This is a genomic window from Streptomyces massasporeus (assembly GCF_014648995.1).
Taxonomy (GTDB): domain Bacteria; phylum Actinomycetota; class Actinomycetes; order Streptomycetales; family Streptomycetaceae; genus Streptomyces; species Streptomyces massasporeus.
The window spans coordinates 105,902-129,769 of sequence record NZ_BMSE01000004.1; the positions used below are offsets into that span (position 1 = coordinate 105,902).

The following is a 23,868-nucleotide window of genomic DNA, read 5'->3' on the forward strand; positions in this document are numbered from 1 at the left end:
CCAGATTCACACAGGCCGACAACGATCGCATGTCGGACAATTACCGTGCGTGACAGGGGTGGTCGGAGCGGGAAGTCCCGAAACGCCACGCCGAAGATCGAGTTCCGGCCGTTAACCTCCGCGCCGTCGGGCAGACTCGAAGCAGGCCCGAAGCAAACCTCCTGGGAAGAGGGTGAGTCGCGTGGACCGCTGCATCGTCCTGGTGGACGCTGGGTATCTGCTGGGCGCCGCGGCGAGTCTCCTCGCCGGGGAGCCCTCGCGGTCCCGCATCACCGTCGACCACACCGCCCTCATCCAGGGGCTGCGCGAACGCGCCGAGTCCGACACCGAGCAGCCGCTGCTGCGCATCTACTGGTTCGACGGTGCCCCCGACCGCGTCCCGCAGCCCGAGCACCGCAGACTGCGTGTGATGCCCCGGGTCACCGTCCGGCTCGGAGCGCTGACCCGCAGCGACGGCCGCTGGGCGCAGAAGGGCGTGGACGCCGCGATGCACGCCGAGCTCACCGAACTGGCCCGCAATCGCGCCTGCTCCGACGTCGTCCTCGTCACCGGCGACGGCGATCTGCTGCCCGGCATGATGGCCGCCAAGGAGCACGGCGTCGCGGTCCACCTGTGGGCCGTCCAGGCCGCCGACGGCGACTACAACCAGTCCGAGGACCTGGTCGCCGAGGCCGACGAGCGGCGCGTCCTGGACCGCACGTGGATCACCAAGGCCGTCCGCGCCAAGGACTACACCGGGGTGTGCGCCCCGCAGCCCGCGCCCCGGCCCGAGATCGCCGCGATCCTCTCCGCGCCGCTGCCCGAGTCCGCGCTCGGCGCCCCGGCCGAACGACCCGCCCCGCAGCCCCGCCACCCGGGGGACGGCCCCGGGCAGAACGGCACGGAGGAGCGGGTCGCCGCCAAAGGCGTCCCCACGCCCAAAGACCTGGCCGCCCTGCGCGCCCCCGGCACCCAGCCCGCCCAGCCCCCGGCCTCCGCCACCCTCCGGTGGTCCTCCGACAAAGGCTGGGTCGACCGGCCCACGGCCGAGCCCCCCGAGGCCGCCTCGATGCCGACGCTCGCCCAGCTGACCACGGCCGAGCAGCGGTGGGCCGACCGCGAGGAGGACATCACCACCGTCGGCGGTGACCCGTACGAGGTGGGGCAGGTCTTCGCCCGGCGCTGGGTCGAGCGCCTCGGCGACCAGAGCCACCTGCAGAAACTGTCCGGGATGTACCCGCGTATCCCGCACCGCGTCGACGGGGAGCTGCTGCGTTACGCCGCCCGCTTCGGCCTGCTCGCCCACAAGGACGACCAGATCGACGAGCGGGACCGTTACGCCATCCGGGCCGGCTTCTGGCGGGAGATCAGCGTGCGCACGGGCGTGGAGCACCCACCCCTCGACGCCTGAGTTCTTTGCCGACGGATTTCCCGGTATGGACCGACCCGAGAGCGGACCGGGGTCGCCGACCCCGTAGTCTCGTCCCTTGTGAGTAAGCGCGCGGCACAGGCATTTCGGCACGATGGTGACGTCGTGTGCGCGGTGCGCGGGCTGACCAAGACCTATCCGGCGGTCCGGGGCCGGCGCGGCACCCCGGGAACACCCGAGGTCCGGGCCACGGACGACGTGACGTTGGACATCCGCCGCGGCGAGATCTTCGGCCTGCTCGGTCCCAACGGGGCCGGCAAGTCCACCCTCGTGCGCCAGCTGACCGGGCTGATGCGGCCCGACCGCGGCAGCGTGGAGATCCTCGGGCACGACATCGTCCGCCACCCCGAGCGGGCCGCGCGGATCCTCGCCTACCTCGGGCAGGAGTCGACCGCCCTCGACGAGCTGACCGTGTCGCTCGCCGCCGAGACCACCGGGCGGCTGCGCGGCCTGGACGTACGGCACGCGCGGGCCGAGCGGGACGCCGTCCTCGACGAGCTGGGGCTCGCTCCGCTCGCCGGGCGGCCGCTGAAGAAGCTCTCCGGGGGCCAGCGGCGCCTGGCGTGCTTCGCGGCGGCCCTGGTGGGGGAGCGGCCGCTGCTCGTGCTGGACGAGCCGACCACCGGCATGGACCCGGTGGCGCGGCGGGCCGTGTGGTCCGCCGTCGACCGGCGCCGGGCCGAACACGGGACGACCGTGCTGCTCGTGACCCACAACGTCATCGAGGCCGAGACGGTGTTGGACCGGGTGGCCGTCCTCGACCGAGGGCGGGTGATCGCCTGCGACACCCCCGCCGGGCTCAAGGAGCAGGTCGCCGGTGAGGTGCGCGTCGACCTGGTGTGGCGGGACGCGGCTCCGCTGCACGTGCCCGAGGTGGCCGCGCTGAAGGACCGCGTCGTGGAGTCGGGCCGCCGCTGGACGCTGCGGCTCGGGCCGGAGGAGGCCCGGACGGTCGTCGCGACCGTCACCGGCGGGGCCGCCTTCGCCGCCCTGGACGACTTCACCCTGGCCACCCCCAGCCTGGAGGACGTGTACCTCGCCCTCGGCGGGGCCGTGCAGCAGGGGCTGGTGAAGGCGTGAGCGTGAGGACACCGGGCGCGCGGCCCGTGAGCAGACCGGCCGCCGCATACGTACCGAACAGGCGACTGCCGCAGTGGACCCGAGCGAAGGGGAGCAGCGCGACGTGAGTGTCGTACCCGCCGATGTCCTGCCGGGCAGTGCCCTGGCCGTGGAGGAGCCCGCCGCGTGTGCGGCCGAGCTCGGACCTCGGGCGCGGCTGTTGCCGTCGCTGGCGGCCGTGTACCGGGCCCAGCTGTCCCGGGCGCGGGTGGCGCGGATCCCGCTGCTGTTCGTGGCGACCTTCCAGTCGGTCGGGATCATGATCCTGATGCGCGGGGTCGTGGACGACGGGGCGGAGGCGCAGGCCGTCGTCGCCGGGTCGTCGGTCCTGGTGGTCGCCTTCGTCGCGCTGAACCTGCTCGCGCAGTACTTCGGGCAGCTGCGGGCCAGCGGCGGGCTCGACCACTACGCGACGCTGCCGGTGCCGCCGGCGGCCGTGGTGCTGGGCGCGGCGGGCGCGTACGCCTCGTTCACCGTGCCCGGGACCGTCGTGACCGCGCTGTTCGGCTGTGTGCTGTTCGGACTGCCGATGGCCCATCTGTGGGTGCTCATGGCCGTGATCCCGCTCGCGGGCGCCGCGCTCGCCGGGCTCGGGGCGGCGCTGGGGCTGCTCGCGCCCCGGCCGGAACTGGCCACGCTGCTCGGGCAGCTGGGCATGTCGGCGGCGCTGCTGCTGGGCGTGCTGCCGGCGGACCGGATGCCGGAGGTCGTGCGCTTCACGCGGGACCTGCTGCCGTCGACGTACGGCGTGGAGGCCTTCGCGCGGACGTTCGGGCCGCACCCCGACTGGGCCTTCGTGCTCGGTGACCTCGCGGTGTGCGGGGTCGTGGGCGTCGTGTCGCTGGCCGTGGCGACCTGGGCGTACCGCCGGGCGGCCGTCCGTTGAGCGCGGAGCGGTCCTCCGGTGACGCGGCACACAAGCGGGCCTGGCACGATGGCAGGGTGACCGCACCACTGACTCCGCCACCGCCGCCGCATGAGCACTCCGCACAGGGTTCGTGGCAGCCGCCGGCAGCCGGGCCCGAGGCTCCCGGCTCGCAGCACGCCGAGTACGCCGGGCACGGCTGGTACGGACAGGACGGCCCCGGAATGAGGACGGAACTGCGGGAGGCCGCCGTGATCGCGGTGGCCGTGGCGCTCGGCGGGGTGCTGCTCGGAGTGCTGTGGTGGTGGCTCGCGCCGCACGTGCCGCTGATCGGTGACGTGGTGGAGAAGAACTGGGTCGTCTACCTCAAGGACACCGAGGGGGAGCAGGCCATCGGTGTCGACGGCACGTTCACGCTGCTCGGCCTGTGCTTCGGCGCCGTCAGCGCGCTGGTCGTCTTCCTGCTGCGGCGGCGCGGGGGCGTGCCGCTGGTGGTGGGGCTGGCCCTCGGAGGCCTGCTCGGGTCGTTGCTCGCCTGGCGGGTCGGGGTGTGGCTGGGGCCCGCCGAGGACGTGATCGCGCACGCACGCGAAGTCGGGCGGGGCGTGACCTTCACCGCGCCGCTGAAGCTGGGCGCGAAGGGCGCGTTGCTGGCCTGGCCGCTCGCCGCGCTGGTGCTCCACCTCGGGCTCATGGCGCTGTTCGGGCCCCGTGACCCGGAGCCGGAATTCGGCGCGGGCCCGTATCCGGGACCGCCGACCGCGGACGGCCGGTAGGCGCGCCGCCGGCGACAGGGCGCAGGACGGCTTCCCCGCCGCCGGCGGTCGGCACGCCAGGACGGCTCGGCGTCGCGATCGGTGGCCAGGCGCGCCGTCACAGGCGGTATGGGCGTCGGCACCGCCTCCGCGCCGTCGGCACCGCCTCCGCGCCGTCGGCACCGCCTCCGCGCCGTCGGAGGTCGACAGGCGTGCCGCCAGCGGCCGGTCGGCGCCGGATCGCCTTCGCGCCGTCAGCGGCCGAGGATCGCCTTCGCGCCGTCAGCGGCCGATCGGCGCCAGGACCGCCTCCGTCAGCTTCTGGAGGTCCTCCGGCGCAAGCTCCACCTCCAGGCCCCTCCGGCCCGCGGAGACGCAGATCGTCGGGTGGGACGCGGCCGACTCGTCGAGGACCGTCGGGAGCTTCTTGCGCTGGCCCAACGGCGAGATGCCGCCCCGGACATAGCCCGTCGTGCGTTCCGCGAGCGCCGGGTCGGCCATCGCCGCGCGTTTGCCGCCCACGGCCGCAGCCAGCGCCTTCAGGTCCAGTTGGCCCGCCACCGGGACCACCGCGACCGTCAGGGCGCCGTCGACGTCCGCGACCAGGGTTTTGAAGACGCGGTCGGGGGAGACGCCCATGGCCTCGGCCGCCTCCTCGCCGTAGGAGGGGTGCGCGGGGTCGTGGTCGTAGGAGTGGACCGTGTACGTCGCGCCCGCCGCCGTGAGGGCCACCGTCGCGGGGGTGCCGCCCGGCTGGTGCTGCTTCTTCGACTTCTTCGCCATGCGGATCCGCTCAGTTGAGGCTCATCGGGCCGCGCGTCAGCTCCGACGCGGGCAACGACGGCAGACTACGGATGATCGCGGTCTCGGAGCGAAGGAGTTTCAGCTCGTCGCGCAGGCGGGACGCCGTGTCGGGAGCCTGGAGCAGGCGCTGCTTGGTCGGGGTGTCCAGCATCATCGCCGCCGCCACGAGGTACGACACCACGCCCGGCTCGTCCGGCAGGTCGGCCCCCGTCGCAAGAGACCGCTCCCGCGCCCCGGCCAGCCGCTTCTGATACTGGCGGAAGGACCGCAGCACGCCCTCGGCCAGCGGCGCGGCCTCGTCGCCCGGTTCCTCGTCCAGCGGCTCCAGCTCGGCCGTCAGGAAGGGCCCGGACGCGTCGACCGACAGCAGCTTCACCCGGGTCGTGCCGGTCGCCAGGACCTCGAAGGAGCCGTCGGTGCGCTCCCGGATCGTCGCCGCGTCGGCGATGCAGCCCACCTTGTGGAACGCCGTGACCGGGTCCGCGCCGAAACCGGCCGAGGGCCCCCGCTCGGGCAGGGCGGTCGGGTCGGGCATGCCGGGTGCGGTCGAGGCCACCTCGTGGCCGTCGCGGATCGCCACGACGGCGAACCGGCGCGGCTCGTCCTCGGGCGTCTTCAGCAGCTCGCGCATCATGGCGCGATACCGCTCCTCGAAGACGTTGAGCGGGAGCACGAGCCCCGGGAACAGCACCGAGTTCAGGGGGAAGAGGGGGAGCCGGACGGTGGTCACGACGCAAAAGCCTAATGGTCGCCGGGACGGACCCGACCGCCCCGTTCACTCCGTGGATGCCAGGACGGGTCCCCGGCCACCGCGGACCGCACGTCCTCGCACACCCGCAGGAAGTGCCCGAGCGGGTCGTCCGACACCTGGTCCCAGGGGAAGGACGTGGCGTACGGGCCGTTCAGGCGCAGCTGCTCGACGGCGTCCGGCCAGCGCTCCAGGCGCACCAGGACGAAGATCAGCAGGTTCCGCATCCGGGCCGGCCAGGGGTCGTGGGCCGGCAGCCGCGGGGACAGCGCGATCGCCCGGTCGGCGGCCGCGTCCAGCCGCTCGCGCGGCACCTCGGGCCCGCAGTCGTCGGTGAGGTAGCCGTAGGCGGCCCGCAGCGGCAGGGCCTGGACGAGCGCGCCGGGGGGAGCGTCCTGGGCGGCCCGGTCGGCGAAGTCGAAGCACTCGCGGTGCGAGCCGTGCCAGGAGGAGGCCAGGTAGCGCAGGGCCGCCACATGGCAGCCGTAGTGGTGCGGGGCACGGCGGACGGCCGCCGCCCACAGCTCCTCGAAGTACGTGTGCCCGGCCTGCGCGCCCCGGGCGTGGTCGAGCGCGAGCCGCCACGGCACCGGGTCCCGCTGGTCGCCCCGGGCCGCCGCCGTGATCAGCGGGCTCACCTCGCGCAACAACTCCGCCCGGGCCGGCGACTGCCAGGCGCGGTCCACCGCCAGCTGGGCCCCGACCAGCAGCGCGTCGGAGTCCTGCGGGGCGGTGGCGAGCCAGGCGTCCAGCCACTCGGGCCGGGAACGGGCGAAGGCGGCCAGCCGGGTCACGTACCGGTCGCGCCGCTCCCACTCCGAGGCCACGCGGGTGGCCAGGAGCAGCGAGGCGGCCGGGACGTGGTCGCCCCGGGCGGCGGCGACCAGCGCCGGGCTCAGCCGGGCGTCGGGCGCGTCGAGCAGCACCTCGTCGTCGGCGCACGGCTCACCGACGAGGTGGGGGGAGGTCCTTGCCATCCGGCTCGCGCGGATGAACGGGAGCTGCATTGCCATGGTGCCGACCATTGAAAGTCGGCTGGTCATGGCGGCGCCAGACTGTTCATGGAACCTACGGAAAGTTGTACATCCGATGGTCAAGAGAACGTAAAACCGTGACAGTTCAATAACTGTGGTCACATCAGCACCATCAGTTGCGACGCAGCAGCCGGGTGGCCCCCGCGGCCACCGTCGTCGCCAGGATCCAGCCCAGCAGGATCATCGCCGTCGCCAGCCACTGCCAGGGTCCCCGCAGCTGCCAGAACCCCACCTGGCCCAGGTCGATGACGGGCAGCAGCAGATCGAGGGTGAACAGCGTCGGGTTCCACTCCGGGTGCTCGCCCCGCTTCATCGGCGGATGCCCGGCCTGCGCGAAGGCGAGGGAACCCGCCGCCCACAGCACCGCCATCCACACCGCGGCCCGGCCCGGCCGGTACCCGTAGGCGACCGTCCAGTCCTGCGCGTAGCCCCACAGCTTGGCCGCCATCGGCAGGCTCTCGCGGTGCCGGCGCTGCTTGGCCAGCAGCACCTCGCGGGCGTCCTCGTCCTCCCCGCCGGCCCGCAGCACGGCCGCGAGCCGCTCGTACGGCTCCGGGTTGTACTCGGCGGTGGCCGCCGCCACCCATTTCAGCCGCTCGGCCGGCGGGAACGGTCCGCGCGGCACGAGGTTCTCGTAGGCGAAGCCGCCCATGTGCAGCCGCCCCGGGCCCGGCCAGGCGTCCGCCCGGTCCATCAGGTTGACGACCCTGGCCCCGGACAGCACCACTCGCCCGCGCACCGGCTGCTCCCCGAGGAACCGCAGCTCCGGCGTCTGCACCCGGCGCAGCGACAGCTCCTGGTCGTCCGTGAGGGTGAACCGGGCCCGCTCGAAGTCGACGGCGTCGCCGAACCGGCCGTCGTCCAGCCGGATCCCGCCCTCGCACGCGAAGCGCTGGATGCGTGTCCCCTGCGCCGGGGTCATCCCGCTCATCGCCTGGGCCCCGACCCCCGCCGGCGTCAGGTACAGGCTGCGCTCGACGGTCAGCTGCGGGGCGTTCAGCGCGAGCCGCTCGAAGGGGTTGCTCAGCCGCGCGCCGCGCAGGCTCAGCGACACGCCGATGGTGGCGGCGCGCAGGCTCAGCTCGCCGTGCGACTCCAGCAGCTCCGCCTGGAGGTCCTGGCCGACGGTCATGCCGTCCGCGGCGATCGACCGGCCGCTGTGATCCCGGTGCACGATCGCCTGGTTGAGCATCAGGTCCGTGCCGATCTGCGCGTCCGTGAGCCGGATGCCGTGGTGGAAACGGCAGCGCGGCAGATGCAGATCGCCCTCGGTGTGCACCCGGGCCGCCTCCAGCCGGGGCACCGAGCAGTCCACCATGCGCAGGGTGGTGAAGCGGGCCTCCGGCAGCAGCACGTCCTGCTCGAACCGGCACCGGCGCATCTCGACGTACGGCACCACGGTGCCACCCGCGAGGTCCAGGGAACCGCTGACCTGCACCCCGATCAGCTTCATCGACGACACACGGCCGGCCAGGGCGGGCGGCCCGTCGAGGAGCAGCCAGCACACGATCCGGGCCCGGACGGTCCGCTCCTCGCCCCACGGGTGGCCGCCGTGCGGATCGTCGGCCACGGCGTCGCCGCAGCTCAGGTCGTACACGGTGCCGTTGCGGAAGGCCTGCCACATGCCGGCCTCGGCCGCGGTCAGGTCGTCGGGCAGATCCCCGGCACGGACGCCGGCCCCCTCGGTCACAGCTCTTTCCTTCCTCCCCAGGTACTCACGGGTCACTTGCCTCGTACACCAGTTCATGCCCGTTGTGTGACGACCCGAACACAAGACGTGAAGGCGATCTTCCGGGTGCCCGCGGCGTTCTGTATCAGCCATTGATACGCGCGAACGGCGCCTCACCCGGGTCTGAGAGAATTGAGCACGTGATCTCCCGAATCGATCTGCGCGGCGACGCCCTCGTCGAGGGCCCCGCCCTGCGTGACCTGCTGCCCCGAGCCGACTTCGATGTAGCGGCCGCCCTCGAGAAGGTGCGTCCGATCTGCGAGGACGTGCATCATCGGGGCGACGCGGCGCTGATCGACTTCGCCGAGCGGTTCGACGGGGTCAGGCTGGATCAGGTACGGGTGCCGGCCGCCGCGCTCACCCGCGCCCTGGAGGAACTCGACCCGGCCGTGCGCGCGGCCCTGGAGGAGTCCATCCGCCGCGCCCGCACCGTCCACCGCGCGCAGCGCCGCGCCACGCACACCACGCAGGTCGTGCCCGGCGGCTCCGTGACCGAGAAGTGGGTGCCGGTCGACCGCGTCGGGCTGTACGCGCCCGGCGGCCGGTCCGTGTACCCGTCCTCCGTGATCATGAACGTGGTGCCCGCCCAGGAGGCCGGCGTCGAGTCCGTCGCGCTCGCCTCTCCCGCCCAGGCCGAGTTCGGCGGCCTGCCGCACCCGACCATCCTCGCCGCCTGCGCGCTGCTCGGCGTCGACGAGGTCTACGCGGCCGGCGGGGCCACGGCCGTCGCGATGTTCGCCTACGGCACCGAGTCCTGCGCGCCCGCGAACATGGTCACCGGCCCCGGCAACATCTGGGTCGCCGCCGCCAAGCGCTACTTCACCGGCCGGATCGGCATCGACGCCGAGGCCGGCCCGACCGAGATCGCGGTCCTCGCCGACGACACGGCCGACCCGGTGCACGTCGCCTCGGACCTGATCAGCCAGGCCGAGCACGACCCTCTGGCCGCCGCCGTCCTGGTCACCGACTCCGTCGAGCTCGCCGACGCGGTCGAGAAGGAACTGGAGCCGCAGGTCGCGGCCACCCGGCACGTCGAGGACCGGATCGTCCCGGCCCTGTCCGGCCGGCAGTCCGCGATCGTGCTGGTCGACGGCATCGACGAGGGCCTCAAGGTGGTCGACGCGTACGGCGCCGAGCACCTGGAGATCCAGACGGCCGACGCCGCCGCCGTGGCCGACCGGGTCCGCAACGCCGGCGCGATCTTCATCGGCCCCTGGGCGCCCGTGTCGCTGGGCGACTACGCGGCCGGGTCCAACCACGTCCTGCCCACCGGCGGCTGCGCCTGCCACTCCTCGGGCCTGTCCGTCCAGTCCTTCCTGCGCGGCATCCACATCGTCGACTACACGCGCCAGGCGCTGGCCGACGTCGCGCACCACGTGGTCACGCTGGCCGAGGCGGAGGATCTGCCGGCCCACGGCGCGGCGATCAAGGCGAGGTTCGACTGGAAGGTTCCCCAGGGCAAGTGAACGACGTACGCATCGACGATCTCCCCGTACGGGACGAGCTGCGCGGCAAGTCCCCCTACGGCGCGCCCCAGCTGGACGTCCCCGTACGGCTGAACACCAACGAGAACCCCTACCCGCTGCCCGAGCCGCTGGTCGAACGCATCGCCGAGCGGGTCCGGGAAGCCGCCCGGAACCTCAACCGCTACCCGGACCGGGACGCGGTCGAGCTGCGCACGCGGCTGGCGGAGTACCTCACCGACACCTCCGGCCACGAGGTCGGCCTGGCCAACGTCTGGGCGGCCAACGGCTCCAACGAGGTCATCCAACAGCTGCTGCAGACCTTCGGCGGACCGGGCCGCACGGCCATCGGCTTCGAGCCGTCGTACTCGATGCACGGCCTCATCTCGCGCGGCACGGGCACCGGCTGGATCTCCGGCCCCCGCAACGAGGACTTCACCATCGACCTCGCCGCCGCCGAGAAGGCGATCGCCGAGAACCAGCCGGACGTCGTCTTCATCACCACCCCCAACAACCCCACCGGCACGGCCGTCCCGCCCGAGACGGTCCTCGCGCTGTACGAGGCCGCGCAGGCCGCCAAGCCGTCGATGGTCGTCGTCGACGAGGCGTACATCGAGTTCAGCCACGGCGACTCGCTGCTGCCGCTGCTGGCGGGCCGCCCGAACCTCGTCGTCTCCCGCACCATGTCGAAGGCGTTCGGCGCGGCGGGCCTGCGCCTCGGCTACCTCGCGGCGCACCCGGCCGTCGTCGACGCCGTCCAACTCGTCCGGCTGCCCTACCACCTGTCGGCCGTGACCCAGGCGACCGCCCTGGCCGCCCTGGAGCACACCGGCACGCTGCTGGGCTACGTCGAGCAGCTGAAGACCGAACGGGACCGCCTGGTCACCGAACTGCTCGCGATCGGCTACGAGGTCACCGCGTCGGACGCGAACTTCGTGCAGTTCGGCCGGTTCGCGGACTCCCACGAGACCTGGCGGAAGATCCTCGACCGGGGCGTCCTGGTCCGGGACAACGGCGTGCCCGGCTGGCTCCGGGTCACCGCCGGGACCCCCGAAGAGAACGACGCGTTCCTCGACGCGGTACGTGAGTTGAAGAAGGAGCAGAGCACATGAGCCGCGTAGGCCGCATAGAGCGGGTGACCAAGGAGACCTCGGTCCTCGTCGAGATCGACCTCGACGGCGCCGGGAAGACCGACATCAAGACCGGCGTCGGCTTCTACGACCACATGCTCGACCAGCTCGGCCGGCACGGTCTGTTCGACCTCACGGTGAAGACCGAGGGCGATCTGCACATCGACTCGCACCACACCATCGAGGACACCGCCCTCGCCCTCGGCGCTGCCTTCAAGCAGGCCCTCGGCGACAAGGTCGGCATCTACCGCTTCGGCAACTGCACGGTCCCGCTGGACGAGTCCCTCGCCCAGGTCACCGTCGACCTGTCCGGCCGCCCCTACCTCGTGCACACCGAGCCCGAGAAGATGGCGCCGATGATCGGCGAGTACGACACGACCATGACCCGGCACATCCTGGAGTCCTTCGTGGCCCAGGCACAGATCGCGCTGCACGTGCACGTGCCCTACGGGCGCAACGCGCACCACATCGTGGAGTGCCAGTTCAAGGCGCTCGCCCGCGCCCTGCGCTACGCGTCCGAGCGTGACCCGCGCGCGGCCGGCATCCTCCCGTCCACGAAGGGCGCCCTGTGAACGGCACCTCGACCCTGCTGATCGTCGTCGGTCTCTTCCTCGTCGGCGGGATCTACTCCTTCGTCAAGCAGAAGATGCCCAAGGGCCTCATCGTGCTGCTGTCGATCGGCGCCGCGATGTGCCTGGCGGCCGGTGTGGTGAGGCTGGAGGTGTGGAATTGAGCGGCCCGGTGAAGACGCGGAAGAAGGTCGTCGTCTTCGACTACGGCTTCGGCAACGTCCGTTCCGCCGAGCGCGCCCTCGCCCGCGCGGGTGCCGACGTCGAGATCACGCGTGACTACGACGAGGCCTTGAACGCCGACGGCCTGCTGGTCCCCGGCGTCGGCGCCTTCGCCTCCTGCATGACGGGCCTGCGCGAGGCCCGCGGCGACTGGATCGTCGACCGGCGGCTGTCCGGCGGCCGCCCGGTCATGGGCATCTGCGTCGGCATGCAGATCCTCTTCGCGCGCGGCATCGAGCACGGCGTGGAGAGCGAGGGCCTCGACGAGTGGCCCGGCTCGGTCGAGCCGCTCCAGGCCGAGATCGTGCCCCACATGGGCTGGAACACCGTCGAAGCGGCGCCCGGCTCGCAGCTGTTCGCCGGCCTCGACCCGGACGCCCGCTTCTACTTCGTGCACTCCTACGCCGTCCACGACTGGTCGCTGGAGACGCACAACCCGGCGATGACGGCCCCCAAGGTCACCTGGTCCACCCATGGCAAGCCGTTCGTCGCCGCCGTCGAGAACGGCGCCCTGTGGGCCACGCAGTTCCACCCCGAGAAGTCCGGCGACGCCGGAGCCCAGCTCCTCACCAACTGGATCGGAACACTGTGAGCAAGCTCGAACTCCTCCCCGCCGTCGACGTCCGGGACGGCCAGGCCGTCCGCCTGGTGCACGGCGAGTCCGGCTCGGAGACCTCCTACGGCTCCCCGCTGGAGGCCGCCCTCGCCTGGCAGCGCTCCGGCGCCGAATGGCTGCACCTGGTCGACCTCGACGCCGCCTTCGGCACCGGGAACAACCGCGAGCTGATCGCCGAGGTCGCCCGCGCCATGGACATCAAGGTGGAGCTGTCCGGCGGCATCCGCGACGACGAGACCCTCGCCGCCGCCCTCGCCACCGGCTGCAAGCGCGTCAACCTGGGCACGGCCGCCCTGGAGACGCCGGAGTGGGTCGCCAAGGTCATCGCCGAGCACGGCGACCAGATCGCCGTCGGTCTCGACGTCCGCGGCACGACCCTGCGCGGGCGCGGCTGGACCCGCGACGGCGGCGACCTCTACGAGACGCTGGAGCGCCTCGACAAGGAGGGCTGCGCGCGGTACGTCGTCACCGACATCGCCAAGGACGGCACGCTCCAGGGCCCCAACCTGGAACTGCTGCGCAACGTGTGCGCCGCCACCGACCGCCCGGTCGTGGCCTCCGGCGGGGTCTCCTCGCTCGACGACCTGCGCGCCATCGCCGACCTCGTCCCGCTCGGTGTCGAGGGCGCCATCGTCGGGAAAGCGCTGTACGCGAAGGCGTTCACCCTGGAAGAGGCCTTGGAGGCTGTGTCGTCATGACCGTGCGGCGTGTGCAGAGCGGAAGTCCCTGGGAAGAGTCCTTCGGTTTTGCACGCGCCGTCGCGGCGGGCGACCGTGTGCTGGTCGCGGGCACGACCGCGTTCAAGGGCGATGTGCTCTACGGCGAGGGCGACCCGTACGAGCAGGCCAAGGTGGCCTTCACCACCGCCCTGGAGGCGATCGCCGAGTTCGGGCTCGCGCCCGAGTCCGTGATCCGCACCCGTGTGTGCCTGGCACACGCCCGGGACGTCGACGCGGTGGGCCGGGCCCACAAGGAGATGTTCGACGCCGTACGCCCGGTCACGACCCTGCTGGTCGTGCAGGGCTTCATCGACTCCCGGGTCCTGGTGTCGGTGGAAGTGGAAGCATTCAGAGGGACACCTTCAGAGGAACACTAGAGGAGCACGATTCATGACCCTGGCGGTCCGAGTCATCCCCTGCCTGGACGTGGACAACGGCCGGGTCGTCAAGGGCGTCAACTTCCAGAACCTGCGCGACGCGGGCGACCCCGTCGAGATGGCCAAGGTGTACGACGCCGAGGGCGCGGACGAGCTGACGTTCCTGGACATCACCGCCTCGTCGGGCAACCGCGAGACCACGTACGACGTGGTGCGCCGCACGGCCGAGCAGGTGTTCATCCCGCTCACGGTCGGCGGCGGCGTCCGCACGGCCGAGGACGTGGACAAGCTGCTGCGCGCCGGTGCGGACAAGGTCGGCGTCAACACGGCCGCGATCGCCCGCCCCGACCTGATCCGCGAGATCGCCGAGCGTTTCGGCCGTCAGGTGCTGGTGCTGTCGGTCGACGCCCGCCGCACCGAGTCGGGCTCCTTCGAGGTCACCACCCACGGAGGCCGCAAGGGCACCGGCATCGACGCCGTCGAGTGGGCCCACCGGGCCGCCGAACTGGGCGCCGGTGAGATCCTGCTCAACTCGATGGACGCCGACGGCACCAAGGACGGCTACGACCTGGAGATGATCCGGGCCGTACGCAAGCACGTCACCGTCCCGGTCATCGCCTCGGGCGGCGCCGGCAGGCTGACCGACTTCCCCCCGGCCGTCGAGGCGGGCGCGGACGCGGTCCTGGCGGCCTCGGTGTTCCACTTCGGCGACCTGCGCATCGGCCAGGTCAAGGAGACGCTGCGGGAGGCGGGGCACCCGGTGCGGTGACGCCCCCGTCTGACGAGAGCCCCGGCCGCGTGGCGCGGCCGGGGCTCTCGCCCGTCCCTCGGATCCCTCAGATCCCGAGCTGCTTCGACTCGTGCAGCTTCGTGATCGCGTTCTCGTCACCGTCCAGCTCGACCTTGGCCGCGCTCTGACGGCCGTAGGAGAACAGGACCAGTTCGGACGGCTCGCCGGTCACGGTGACCACCGGGGTGCCGCGGTGGGCCACCGCCGTCTGGCCGTCGGGGCGGCGAAGGACCAGGCCCGTCGGCACACCGCGGCCCATCAGTCGGGCGGTGCGCTCCAGGCGGGACCACAGGGCGTCCTGGAAGACCGGGTCGAGGTCGCGCGGGGACCAGTCGGGCTGGGCGCGGCGGACGTCCTCGGTGTGGACGTAGAACTCGATGATGTTCGACGCCTCGTCGACCGGCTTGAGGGAGAAGGGCGAGAAACGCGGGGGGCCCGTACGGATCAGCTGGATCAGCTCCTCGTACGGCTTGTCGGTGTACTCCGCCATCACCTTGTCCAGGCGAGACGCGAGCTGCTTGATCAGCATCCCGCCGGCGGCGTCCGGACGGCGCTCGCGCACCACCACGTGCGCGGCGAGGTCCCGGGTGGCCCAGCCCTCGCACAGGGTGGGCGCGTCCGGGCCCGCGGTCTCCAACAGGTCGGCGAGGAGAAGTCGTTCACGCTTGGCATGGGTCGACATGCGGCCAGCCTACGACCGGCCTGCCGGTCAGCCCAGCGGACGTGCCGTCAACGGTCGGGGGACCGGTCCGTCCAGTGGACACCCGACCTGGCCTGCCGCCGGCGCGCGGCACAATGGACGGCATGACCAGCACGCCCAGTCACCTCGACCCGGAGATCGCCGCGCGCCTCAAGCGCAGCCCCGACGGTCTCCTGCCCGCCATCGCCCAGCAGTACGACACCGGAGAGGTGCTGATGCTCGGCTGGATGGACGACGAGGCGCTGCACCGCACCCTGACCACCGGCCGGTGCACGTACTGGTCGCGCAGCCGCGGCGAGTACTGGGTCAAGGGCGACACCTCCGGTCACTTCCAGTGGGTGAAGTCCGTCGCGCTGGACTGCGACGCCGACACCGTGCTCGTCAAGGTCGACCAGGTCGGCGCCGCCTGCCACACCGGCGCGCGCACCTGTTTCGACGAGGACGTGCTCCTCAAGGACGGCGGTCCCGCCGGCTCCGCCACGGATCAGTAAGGTCAGCGGCCATGGACCTCGAGACCTTCCGCAAGCTCGCCACCGACCGGCGGGTCATCCCCGTCACCCGCAAGCTCCTCGCCGACGGCGACACCCCGGTCGCGCTCTACCGCAAGCTCGCCGCCGAGCGCCCCGGCACGTTCCTGCTGGAATCCGCGGAGAACGGCCGCTCGTGGTCCCGGTACTCCTTCGTGGGCGTGCGGTCCGCGGCCACCCTGACCGCACGGGACGGGCAGGCCCACTGGCTCGGCGCCCCGCCCGTCGGCGTCCCCACGGACGGCGACCCCCTCGCCGCCCTGCGCGCCACCATCGAGGCCCTGCACACGCCCCACCAGGAGGGCATGCCGCCCTTCACCGGCGGCATGGTCGGCTACCTCGGCTACGACATCGTCCGCCGCCTGGAGAAGATCGGCCCCGGCGAGCGCGACGACCTGAAGCTGCCCGAGCTGACCATGCTCCTCACCAGCGACCTGGCCGTCATGGACCACTGGGAGGGCTCGGTCCTGCTGATCGCCAACGCGATCAACCACAACGACCTGGAGACCGGCGTCGACGAGGCCCACGCCGACGCCGTCGCCCGCCTCGACGCCATGGAGGCCGACCTCTCCCGCCCGGTCGCCCAGCCCCCGGCGGTTCTCCCGCCCTCCGAGCTCCCCGAGTACACCGCGCTGTGGGGCGGCCCCGACTTCCAGGTGGCCGTCGAGGACATCAAGGAGCGCATCCGCGCCGGTGAGGCCTTCCAGGTGGTCCCCTCCCAGCGCTTCGAGACCCCGTGCACGGCGAGCGCGCTGGACGTCTACCGGGTCCTGCGGGCCACCAACCCGTCCCCGTACATGTACCTGTTCCGCTTCGACGGGTTCGACGTCGTCGGTTCGTCCCCCGAGGCCCTGGTCAAGGTCGAGGACGGCCGGGCCATGGTCCACCCCATCGCCGGCACCCGCTGGCGCGGCGCCACCCCGCAGGAGGACCAGGCCCTCGCCGAGGAACTGCTCGCCGACCCCAAGGAGCGCGCCGAGCACCTCATGCTCGTCGACCTGGGCCGCAACGACCTGGGGCGGGTCTGCGAGCCGGGCTCGGTCGAGGTGGTGGACTTCATGTCCGTCGAGCGGTACTCGCACGTCATGCACATCGTCTCGACGGTGACGGGCCGCGTCGCCCAGGGCCGCACCGCCTTCGACGTCCTCACGGCCTGCTTCCCGGCCGGCACCCTCTCCGGTGCCCCGAAGCCCCGCGCCATGCAGATCATCGACGAACTCGAACCCTCCCGGCGCGGCCTCTACGGCGGCTGCGTCGGCTACCTCGACTTCGCCGGCGACTCCGACACCGCCATCGCCATCCGCACCGCCCTCCTGCGGGACGGCACCGCCTACGTCCAGGCCGGGGCGGGCATCGTCGCCGACTCCGACCCGGTCGCCGAGGACACCGAATGCCGCAACAAGGCGGCCGCGGTGCTGCGGGCCGTCCACACGGCGAACCGGCTGGGAAAGGCCTGAGATGAACCCCGGGTGACGGTTCGCCCGGGGTTCAGGCGATAGTGGGACGCGTGACTGCTGTACCTCACCCCCGTTCCGAAGCCCCCGGATCCGCCCGGGCCGGCCGCCTGAGCCTCGCCGTCGCGCTGCTGAGCGGCGCGCTCGGCGCCGCCGTGGCGCTGCTCGCCACCCGGCAGCAATGGTCGCAGGGCACCGCGACGGTGGCCGGTGGCGCCTTCCCCCTGACCGCCAAGGGCAGCGACGTCACGGGTGTTCCCGCGGCGCTCGCCATAGTGGGCCTCGCCGCGCTCGTCGCCGTGTTCGCCGTCCGCCGCGCCGGCCGCTTCGTCGTCGCCGCGCTGCTCGCGCTCTCCGGCGTCGGCATCGTCGCCGCGGCCCTGCTCGGCGCCTCCGACAGCTCCGCGCTCGACGAGCAGGCCGCCCAGGCCTCCGGCGACGCCTCGGCCTCCGTCGACGCCCTCAGCCACACCGCCTGGCCGTACGTCGCGGTCGTCGGCGGTGTCCTGATCCTCGTGGCCGGACTGCTCGCCCTGCGCTACGGCCGGCTGTGGCCCGCCATGTCCGGCCGCTACGAGCGCGGCGCGACGCCGCAGCCGCGCCGCAAGGCCCCCGCCGTCGACCCCGACCGGCCCGAGGACCTGTGGAAGGCACTCGACCGCGGCGAGGACCCGACCGGGGCCTGAGCCCACCCGGGGGAGCGGTGGAGCACCCCCGCTCACCCCGCGGGCGCGCGTGCGGGACAATGGCCCCGAGCGTCCTGCTCAGACACGCACACAGCAACGAGGAGCAAGCAATGGCGGGCAGCAGCCACGGTCACACCCCGGCCGCCTGGACCGGTGTCACGATCGCCTTCATCGGTTTCTGCGTCTCGGGCGCGTTCATGGTGCTGGACCAGCCGGTGGGCTTCTGGGCGGGCATGGTGGTCGTGCTGCTCGGCGGTGTCGTCGGCGGCATCATGCGGATGATGGGCCTGGGCCAGCCCAAGGAGGCGCACCAGCCGCACCGGACCACGGGCGACCGCGAGCCGGCCGGCGCCGGGAGCTGACCTCCGCGGCACGATCCGCGGAGCACGTCCTCACGTGAGGGGCGGCCTGGCACACGGGTGCCGGAACCGCCCCTCACGCGCGTGCGGGGCACAATGCATACCGTGAACGCCGAGAGCCGAAGGGTGACGCAGAGCGCCCCGAGCCGCCTGGCCGTCCCCGCCGGGGTGCTCGCGGCCGTCGCCGCCGCGTTCGCCTACGTGGGCACCGTGGACCCCAACGAGCCCGGCCACTACCCCGTCTGCCCGCTGCTGCGTTACACCGGCCTCTACTGCCCCGGCTGCGGCGGACTGCGCAGCGCGCACGCCTTCGTCCACGGGGACCTCCTCGCGGCGCTGCACGCCAACGCGCTCGCGACCCTCGGCTATCTGGGCTTCGCCGTGCTGTGGACCGTATGGGTGGTCCACGCGGTTCGCGGGCGCCCCCTGCGGATCGACCCGCGCCCGGGGCTGGTGTGGAGCCTCGGAGCGTTGCTGCTGGTCTTCACCGTTGTCCGGAACCTGCCCTTCGGTGGCTGGCTCCATCCTTGATCAACAGGCGGATGTCCAGGTAGTGGGACCGGCGTCAACCGGATGTGAGGCCTACGCCCCGCTGCGGATACCATCGCAGTGACCATCGGTTTTCGATCGGTCGCTGGAACTGTCAAGAGTCTGGAAGGGGGCCGCTCGCGTGAGTGTGCTCGACGAGATCATCGACGGAGTCCGTGCCGACCTTGCGGAGCGGCAGGCGCGCGTCAGCCTCGACGAGCTCAAGGAGCGCGCGGCGAAGGCTCCCGCGGCCAAGGACGGCGCGGCCGCACTGCGCGGCGACGGCGTCAAGGTCATCTGCGAGGTCAAGCGCTCCAGCCCCTCCAAGGGCGCGCTGGCCGCGATCGCCGACCCGGCCGGACTCGCCGCGGACTACGAGGCGGGCGGCGCGGCCGTCATCTCCGTCCTCACCGAGGAGCGCCGCTTCGGCGGCTCGCTCGCCGACCTCGAGGCGGTCCGCGCCCGGGTGGACATCCCCGTGCTGCGCAAGGACTTCATCGTCACGTCGTACCAGCTGTGGGAGGCCCGCGCCTACGGCGCCGACGTCGTGCTGCTGATCGTCGCCGCCCTCGACCAGCCCGCCCTGGAGTCCCTCATCGAGCGCGCCGAGTCCATCGGGCTCACGCCGCTCGTCGAGGTGCACGACGAGGACGAGGTCGAGCGCGCCGTCGACGCCGGCGCCCGCGTGATCGGCGTCAACGCGCGCAACCTCAAGACCCTCGAGGTCGACCGCGGCACCTTCGAGCGGGTGGCGCCGGAGATCCCCGACCACATCATCAAGATCGCCGAGTCCGGCGTCCGCGGCCCGCACGACCTCATCGCGTACGCCAACGCCGGCGCCGACGCGGTCCTGGTCGGCGAGTCCCTCGTCACGGGCAAGGACCCGAGGACGGCGGTCTCGGACCTGGTGGCGGCCGGCGAGCACCCCGCACTCCGGCACGGCCGGAGCTGATCACCCGCTAGGCTTGCCCCGATGACTCCCACCATGACGACCGTGGACCGGTACGCCCGCCTCGCGCGCGGCTGCCGCCCCCGCGGCTGCCGTGCACCGGCCCGCCGGATCCACGGCCGCCGCGTCCGGTACGTCATCGGCGACGAACCCGGGCAGGTCAACGGCATGCGATGGCAGCGCGCCCTTTAGGGGCGCGGGGAACTGCGCGACCAGCCCCAACGGGCCCGCAGCCGACAGGTAGTCCTCGCTCCCACGGCGATTAGTGCATTCCACACACACTCACCGTGAGGTATTCGCATGCCCAGCCAGTTCTTCATCCCCGACCCCGAGGGTCAATCGCCCAACCCCGAAGGCTACTTCGGGGCCTTCGGCGGCAAGTTCATCCCGGAGGCCCTCGTCGCCGCGGTCGACGAGGTCGCCGTCGAGTACGACAAGGCCAAGCACGACCCCGAGTTCGCCAAGGAACTCGACGACCTCCTGGTCAACTACACCGGCCGCCCCAGCTCCCTCACCGAGGTGCCGAGGTTCGCCGAACACGCCGGTGGCGCACGGATCTTCCTGAAGCGGGAAGACCTCAACCACACCGGCTCCCACAAGATCAACAACGTCCTCGGCCAGGCCCTGCTCACCAAGCGCATGGGCAAGACCCGGGTCATCGCCGAGACGGGCGCCGGCCAGCACGGCGTGGCCACGGCCACCGCCTGTGCGCTGTTCGGCCTCGAGTGCACCATCTACATGGGCGAGATCGACACCCAGCGCCAGGCCCTCAACGTCGCCCGCATGCGCATGCTCGGCGCCGAGGTCATCGCCGTGAAGTCCGGCAGCCGCACGCTGAAGGACGCCATCAACGAGGCCTTCCGCGACTGGGTCGCCAACGTCGACCACACCCACTACCTCTTCGGTACCGTCGCCGGACCGCACCCCTTCCCGGCGATGGTCCGCGACTTCCACCGGGTCATCGGCGTCGAGGCCCGCCGCCAGCTCCTGGAGCGCGCCGGACGCCTGCCCGACGCGGCCGTCGCCTGCGTCGGCGGCGGCTCCAACGCCATCGGCCTCTTCCACGCCTTCATCCCCGACACCGACGTCCGCCTCATCGGCTGCGAACCGGCCGGGCACGGCGTCGAGACCGGCGAGCACGCGGCCACCCTGACCGCGGGCGAGCCCGGCATCCTGCACGGCTCCCGCTCCTACGTCCTCCAGGACGACGAGGGCCAGATCACCGAGCCGTACTCCATCTCGGCCGGTCTGGACTACCCGGGCATCGGCCCGGAGCACTCGTACCTGAAGGACTCCGGCCGCGGCGAGTACCGCGCGGTCACCGACGACGCGGCCATGCAGGCCCTGCGCCTGCTGTCGCGCACCGAGGGCATCATCCCGGCCATCGAGAGCGCCCACGCGCTGGCCGGTGCCCTGGAGGTCGGCAAGGAGCTCGGCAAGGACGGGCTGATCGTGGTCAACCTGTCCGGCCGCGGCGACAAGGACATGGACACCGCCGCGCGCTACTTCGGCCTGTACGACACCGACGCCGAGGTCGCCGAGGACGCCTCCGGCACCGCCGAGATCGAGGGGGACGCCAAGTGAGCGGGAACATCCGGCTGTTGAGCGACACCCTCGCCGCGGCCAAGTCCGAAGGGCGCTCCGCCCTCATCGCCTACCTCCCGGCCGGGTTCCCGACCGTGGACGGCGGCATCGAGGCGATCAAGGCCGTCATCGACGGCGGCGCCGACGTCGTCGAGGTGGGCCTGCCGCACAGCGACCCCGTCCTCGACGGCCCCGTCATCCAGACGGCCGACGACATCGCCCTGCGCGGCGGCGTGCGGATCGCCGACGTGATGCGCACGGTCCGCGAGGCGCACGCCGCCACCGGCAAGCCGATCCTCGTCATGACGTACTGGAACCCCATCGACCGCTACGGCGTCGAGCGGTTCACCGCCGAGCTCGCCGAGGCGGGCGGCGCCGGGTGCATCCTGCCCGACCTGCCCGTGCAGGAGTCGGCGCTGTGGAGGGAGCACGCGGAGAAGCACGGTCTCGCCACCGTCTTCGTCGTCGCCCCCAGCAGCAAGGACGAGCGGCTCGCGCAGATCACCGCGGCGGGCACCGGCTTCGTCTACGCCGCCTCCCTCATGGGCGTCACCGGAACCCGCGCCAGCGTCAGCAATCAGGCCCAGGACCTGGTGGAACGCACCCGGGCCACGGGGACGGACCTGCCGGTCTGCGTCGGGCTCGGCGTCTCCAACCCCGCCCAGGCCGCCGAGGTCGCGCGCTTCGCCGACGGCGTGATCGTCGGCTCGGCCTTCGTCAAGGCCATGCTGGACGCCCCGGACGACGCGGCCGGTGTCGAGGCCGTGCGCGCGCTCGCCGGTGACCTCGCCAAGGGCGTGCGCGGACAGGCGTAAGAACGCCGGAAGTCATACCGGTCCCTCGTACGGGTGGACCTGAGGCCGGGGAGGCGCGCTGCGCCTCCCCGGTTCGTTTCCGGGGTGTGAGCGAGAAGAACCGTGAGGGAAAGCGCACCGCCCGGGAGAAGCTGGCGGTCGAGCGCGAGAAGCAGAAGTCCGCGGACAAGCGCCGGCGCGCGCTGATCGTGGGCGGGGCCGTCGTCGCCGTCCTGGGACTCGCGGCCGTGATCGGCGTCGTCGCGGCCAACGCCGGCAAGGACGACGACAGCGAGGCCTCGGGCCCGGTCGTGGCGCCCTCGGGGGCCCAGGGCAAGGACAGCCTGGCCATCCCGGTCGGCAAGGACAGCGCCAAGTCCACGCTCACGGTGTGGGAGGACTTCCGCTGCCCCGCGTGCAAGTCCTTCGAGACGGCGTACCGGCCGGTGATCCACGAGTTGACGAACGCAGGCGAGCTGAGGGTCGAGTACCACCTGGTCACCCTGATCGACGGCAACATGCGCGGCACGGGCTCCCGCAACGCCGCCAACGCCGCGGCCTGCGCCCAGGACGCCGGGAAGTTCCCCGCGTACCACGACGTGCTCTTCGACAACCAGCCCTCGGAGGTCGACGACGCCTACGCGGACAACGCCAAGCTGATCGAGCTGGCCGGCAAGGTCGACGGTCTGGACACCCCCGCCTTCCGCACCTGCGTCGAGAAGGGCACGCACAACGGCTGGGTCGCCAAGTCCCACCAGGCCTTCAACAAGGGCGGCTTCTCGGGCACGCCGACCGTGCTGTTCGACGGCAACAACATCTACCAGGACCGGACGATGACCCCGGCCAAGCTGAAGCAGATGGTGCAGGAGGCGAACAAGGAGTAAGGGTCTTCTCACGCCCCCGTTATGGACCCGTAGCCGGGCTGCCTGCCGCGGGCCCGGTGCGGCACGGTAGCGTCGACCTTGCCATGGAACTTGCCTTCATTCCCAGCCCGTCACGCGGGGTGCTGTACCTCGGCCCCATTCCGCTGCGCGGCTACGCGTTCTGCATCATCATCGGCGTCTTCGTCGCGGTCTGGCTCGGCAACAAGCGCTGGATCGCCCGGGGCGGGCGGGCCGGCACGGTGGCCGACATCGCCGTCTGGGCCGTGCCCTTCGGTCTCGTCGGCGGCCGGCTCTACCACGTGATCACGGACTACGAGCTGTACTTCAGCGAGGGCCGTGACTGGGTGGACGCCTTCAAGATCTGGGAGGGCGGCCTCGGTATCTGGGGCGCGATCGCACTCGGCGCGGTGGGCGCGTGGATCGGCTGCCGCCGCCGTGGCATCCCGCTGCCCGCGTACGCCGACGCCATCGCCCCCGGCATCGCCTTCGCGCAGGCGATCGGCCGCTGGGGCAACTGGTTCAACCAGGAGCTGTACGGCAAGCCCACCGATCTGCCGTGGGCCCTGGAGATCACCTCCTCGTCGGACGGGCGGGTGCCGGGCACGTACCACCCGACGTTCCTCTACGAGTCGCTGTGGTGCATCGGTGTGGCGTTCCTCGTCATCTGGGCGGACCGCCGCTTCCGCCTCGGACACGGCCGGGCGTTCGCGCTGTACGTCGCCGCGTACTGCACGGGCCGGGCGTGGATCGAGTACATGCGCGTCGACGACGCCCACCACATCGCGGGCCTCCGGCTGAACGTCTGGACCGCGATCCTGGTGTTCCTGCTCGCGGTGACCTACCTGGTCGTGTCGTCCAAGAAGCGGCCCGGGCGGGAGGACGTCGTGGAGCCGGGCGCCGTGACCTCCGGTGACGACGCCGACGGCGGCGAGAAGTCCGAGGACACCGGTACGTCCGCGGACGCGGGCAAGGACGACGGGAACGAGAACGAGGCCGAAGCCGAGGCGGACGCCAAGGACGAGGCCGGGTCGGGCAAGAAGACCTGACGACCCGCA

At 72.4% G+C, this 23,868-nt stretch carries 28 protein-coding genes; 23 read left to right on the forward strand and 5 right to left on the reverse strand.

The annotated features are described in order from the left end of the window. The first annotated feature begins 181 nt into the window (after positions 1-181). From IE153_RS12040 to IE153_RS12055, 4 genes are all read left to right on the forward strand, one after another. Positions 182-1,390, forward strand: coding sequence for an NYN domain-containing protein (locus IE153_RS12040; RefSeq protein ID WP_189589712.1), 1,209 nt, complete (start codon positions 182-184; stop codon positions 1,388-1,390). A 123-nt stretch (positions 1,391-1,513) separates the two neighbouring features. Beyond that, positions 1,514-2,488, forward strand: coding sequence for an ABC transporter ATP-binding protein (locus IE153_RS12045; RefSeq protein WP_031112320.1), 975 nt, complete (start codon positions 1,514-1,516; stop codon positions 2,486-2,488). A gap of 103 nt (positions 2,489-2,591) precedes the next feature. Further along, positions 2,592-3,413, forward strand: coding sequence for an ABC transporter permease (locus IE153_RS12050; RefSeq protein ID WP_189589713.1), 822 nt, complete (start codon positions 2,592-2,594; stop codon positions 3,411-3,413). 56 nt (positions 3,414-3,469) lie between these two features. Next, positions 3,470-4,168 carry an AAA family ATPase gene (locus IE153_RS12055; RefSeq protein ID WP_189589714.1) on the forward strand — a complete coding sequence of 233 codons (699 nt, stop codon included), beginning with the start codon at positions 3,470-3,472 and terminating at the stop codon, positions 4,166-4,168. Positions 4,169-4,429: 261 nt separating this feature from the next. On the opposite strand, the gene ybaK is transcribed toward IE153_RS12055, so the two are convergent. The 4 genes from ybaK to IE153_RS12075 form a co-directional block, all read right to left on the reverse strand. Further along, complete coding sequence (gene ybaK / locus IE153_RS12060) at positions 4,430-4,930, reverse strand: Cys-tRNA(Pro) deacylase (protein WP_189589715.1); 501 nt, start codon at positions 4,928-4,930, stop codon at positions 4,430-4,432. A gap of 10 nt (positions 4,931-4,940) precedes the next feature. Next, complete coding sequence (locus IE153_RS12065) at positions 4,941-5,681, reverse strand: LON peptidase substrate-binding domain-containing protein (protein ID WP_189589716.1); 741 nt, start codon at positions 5,679-5,681, stop codon at positions 4,941-4,943. Positions 5,682-5,692: 11 nt separating this feature from the next. After that, on the reverse strand, positions 5,693-6,724 hold the full coding sequence (locus IE153_RS12070; RefSeq protein WP_189589991.1) for a hypothetical protein: 1,032 nt from the start codon (positions 6,722-6,724) through the stop codon (positions 5,693-5,695). Positions 6,725-6,845: 121 nt separating this feature from the next. Beyond that, positions 6,846-8,423, reverse strand: a complete 1,578-nt coding sequence (locus IE153_RS12075; RefSeq protein ID WP_189589717.1) for an oxidoreductase — start codon at positions 8,421-8,423, stop codon at positions 6,846-6,848. A gap of 179 nt (positions 8,424-8,602) precedes the next feature. On the opposite strand from IE153_RS12075, the gene hisD reads away from it, so the two are divergent. The 8 genes from hisD to hisF are packed head-to-tail and all read left to right on the forward strand — an operon-like array spanning position 8,603 to position 14,327. Continuing rightward, a complete protein-coding gene (hisD, locus tag IE153_RS12080) occupies positions 8,603-9,928 on the forward strand; it encodes a histidinol dehydrogenase (protein ID WP_189589718.1) in 1,326 nt (441 codons plus the stop codon). Continuing rightward, positions 9,925-11,037 carry a histidinol-phosphate transaminase gene (locus IE153_RS12085; protein ID WP_189589719.1) on the forward strand — a complete coding sequence of 371 codons (1,113 nt, stop codon included), beginning with the start codon at positions 9,925-9,927 and terminating at the stop codon, positions 11,035-11,037. Before hisD ends, IE153_RS12085 begins: the two co-directional genes overlap by 4 nt. Beyond that, the gene (gene hisB / locus IE153_RS12090) at positions 11,034-11,627 is read left to right on the forward strand and encodes an imidazoleglycerol-phosphate dehydratase HisB (RefSeq protein WP_189589720.1); all 594 of its coding nucleotides are present in this window, start codon (positions 11,034-11,036) and stop codon (positions 11,625-11,627) included. The genes IE153_RS12085 and hisB overlap by 4 nt, the downstream gene beginning before the upstream one ends. Then, the gene (locus IE153_RS12095; protein WP_003989585.1) at positions 11,624-11,788 is read left to right on the forward strand and encodes a CG2302 family histidine operon protein; all 165 of its coding nucleotides are present in this window, start codon (positions 11,624-11,626) and stop codon (positions 11,786-11,788) included. The genes hisB and IE153_RS12095 overlap by 4 nt, the downstream gene beginning before the upstream one ends. Before the next feature lie 8 nt (positions 11,789-11,796). After that, positions 11,797-12,438: an imidazole glycerol phosphate synthase subunit HisH gene (gene hisH, locus IE153_RS12100; protein WP_189589992.1), complete on the forward strand. Its 642-nt coding sequence runs from the start codon at positions 11,797-11,799 to the stop codon at positions 12,436-12,438. Further along, a complete protein-coding gene (gene priA / locus IE153_RS12105; protein ID WP_184912456.1) occupies positions 12,435-13,160 on the forward strand; it encodes a bifunctional 1-(5-phosphoribosyl)-5-((5-phosphoribosylamino)methylideneamino)imidazole-4-carboxamide isomerase/phosphoribosylanthranilate isomerase PriA in 726 nt (241 codons plus the stop codon). Before hisH ends, priA begins: the two co-directional genes overlap by 4 nt. Then, positions 13,157-13,558: a RidA family protein gene (locus IE153_RS12110; protein WP_031107367.1), complete on the forward strand. Its 402-nt coding sequence runs from the start codon at positions 13,157-13,159 to the stop codon at positions 13,556-13,558. Before priA ends, IE153_RS12110 begins: the two co-directional genes overlap by 4 nt. 13 nt (positions 13,559-13,571) lie before the next feature. Then, on the forward strand, positions 13,572-14,327 hold the full coding sequence (gene hisF, locus IE153_RS12115) for an imidazole glycerol phosphate synthase subunit HisF (protein WP_184912460.1): 756 nt from the start codon (positions 13,572-13,574) through the stop codon (positions 14,325-14,327). Between the two features lie 67 nt (positions 14,328-14,394). On the opposite strand, the gene IE153_RS12120 is transcribed toward hisF, so the two are convergent. Next, positions 14,395-15,030, reverse strand: a complete 636-nt coding sequence (locus IE153_RS12120) for a TIGR03085 family metal-binding protein (RefSeq protein WP_189589721.1) — start codon at positions 15,028-15,030, stop codon at positions 14,395-14,397. Positions 15,031-15,152: 122 nt separating this feature from the next. Between IE153_RS12120 and hisI the strand changes: the two genes are divergently transcribed. From hisI to lgt, 11 genes are all read left to right on the forward strand, one after another. Further along, positions 15,153-15,539 carry a phosphoribosyl-AMP cyclohydrolase gene (gene hisI, locus IE153_RS12125; protein WP_189589722.1) on the forward strand — a complete coding sequence of 129 codons (387 nt, stop codon included), beginning with the start codon at positions 15,153-15,155 and terminating at the stop codon, positions 15,537-15,539. Between the two features lie 11 nt (positions 15,540-15,550). Next, positions 15,551-17,032 (forward strand): anthranilate synthase component I, encoded by a 1,482-nt coding sequence (locus tag IE153_RS12130; RefSeq protein WP_189589723.1) that lies wholly within the window; start codon positions 15,551-15,553, stop codon positions 17,030-17,032. 41 nt (positions 17,033-17,073) lie between these two features. After that, positions 17,074-17,715: a TIGR02234 family membrane protein gene (locus IE153_RS12135; RefSeq protein ID WP_189589724.1), complete on the forward strand. Its 642-nt coding sequence runs from the start codon at positions 17,074-17,076 to the stop codon at positions 17,713-17,715. A 110-nt stretch (positions 17,716-17,825) separates the two neighbouring features. Beyond that, on the forward strand, positions 17,826-18,077 hold the full coding sequence (locus tag IE153_RS12140) for an HGxxPAAW family protein (RefSeq protein WP_030848361.1): 252 nt from the start codon (positions 17,826-17,828) through the stop codon (positions 18,075-18,077). 93 nt (positions 18,078-18,170) lie between these two features. Next, complete coding sequence (locus IE153_RS12145; protein WP_189589725.1) at positions 18,171-18,605, forward strand: DUF2752 domain-containing protein; 435 nt, start codon at positions 18,171-18,173, stop codon at positions 18,603-18,605. A 139-nt stretch (positions 18,606-18,744) separates the two neighbouring features. Further along, entirely contained in the window at positions 18,745-19,554 is an 810-nt protein-coding gene (gene trpC, locus IE153_RS12150; protein ID WP_030848367.1) for an indole-3-glycerol phosphate synthase TrpC, read from the forward strand. A 21-nt stretch (positions 19,555-19,575) separates the two neighbouring features. Then, complete coding sequence (trpM, locus tag IE153_RS12155; protein ID WP_184912475.1) at positions 19,576-19,743, forward strand: tryptophan biosynthesis modulator TrpM; 168 nt, start codon at positions 19,576-19,578, stop codon at positions 19,741-19,743. A gap of 108 nt (positions 19,744-19,851) precedes the next feature. After that, on the forward strand, positions 19,852-21,135 hold the full coding sequence (gene trpB / locus IE153_RS12160; RefSeq protein ID WP_189589726.1) for a tryptophan synthase subunit beta: 1,284 nt from the start codon (positions 19,852-19,854) through the stop codon (positions 21,133-21,135). Beyond that, positions 21,132-21,950: a tryptophan synthase subunit alpha gene (gene trpA, locus IE153_RS12165; RefSeq protein WP_189589727.1), complete on the forward strand. Its 819-nt coding sequence runs from the start codon at positions 21,132-21,134 to the stop codon at positions 21,948-21,950. The genes trpB and trpA overlap by 4 nt, the downstream gene beginning before the upstream one ends. An 86-nt stretch (positions 21,951-22,036) precedes the next feature. Further along, on the forward strand, positions 22,037-22,813 hold the full coding sequence (locus IE153_RS12170; RefSeq protein ID WP_189589728.1) for a DsbA family protein: 777 nt from the start codon (positions 22,037-22,039) through the stop codon (positions 22,811-22,813). Between the two features lie 83 nt (positions 22,814-22,896). Beyond that, positions 22,897-23,859 carry a prolipoprotein diacylglyceryl transferase gene (gene lgt / locus IE153_RS12175; protein WP_189589729.1) on the forward strand — a complete coding sequence of 321 codons (963 nt, stop codon included), beginning with the start codon at positions 22,897-22,899 and terminating at the stop codon, positions 23,857-23,859. The last annotated feature ends 9 nt before the right edge of the window (positions 23,860-23,868 follow it).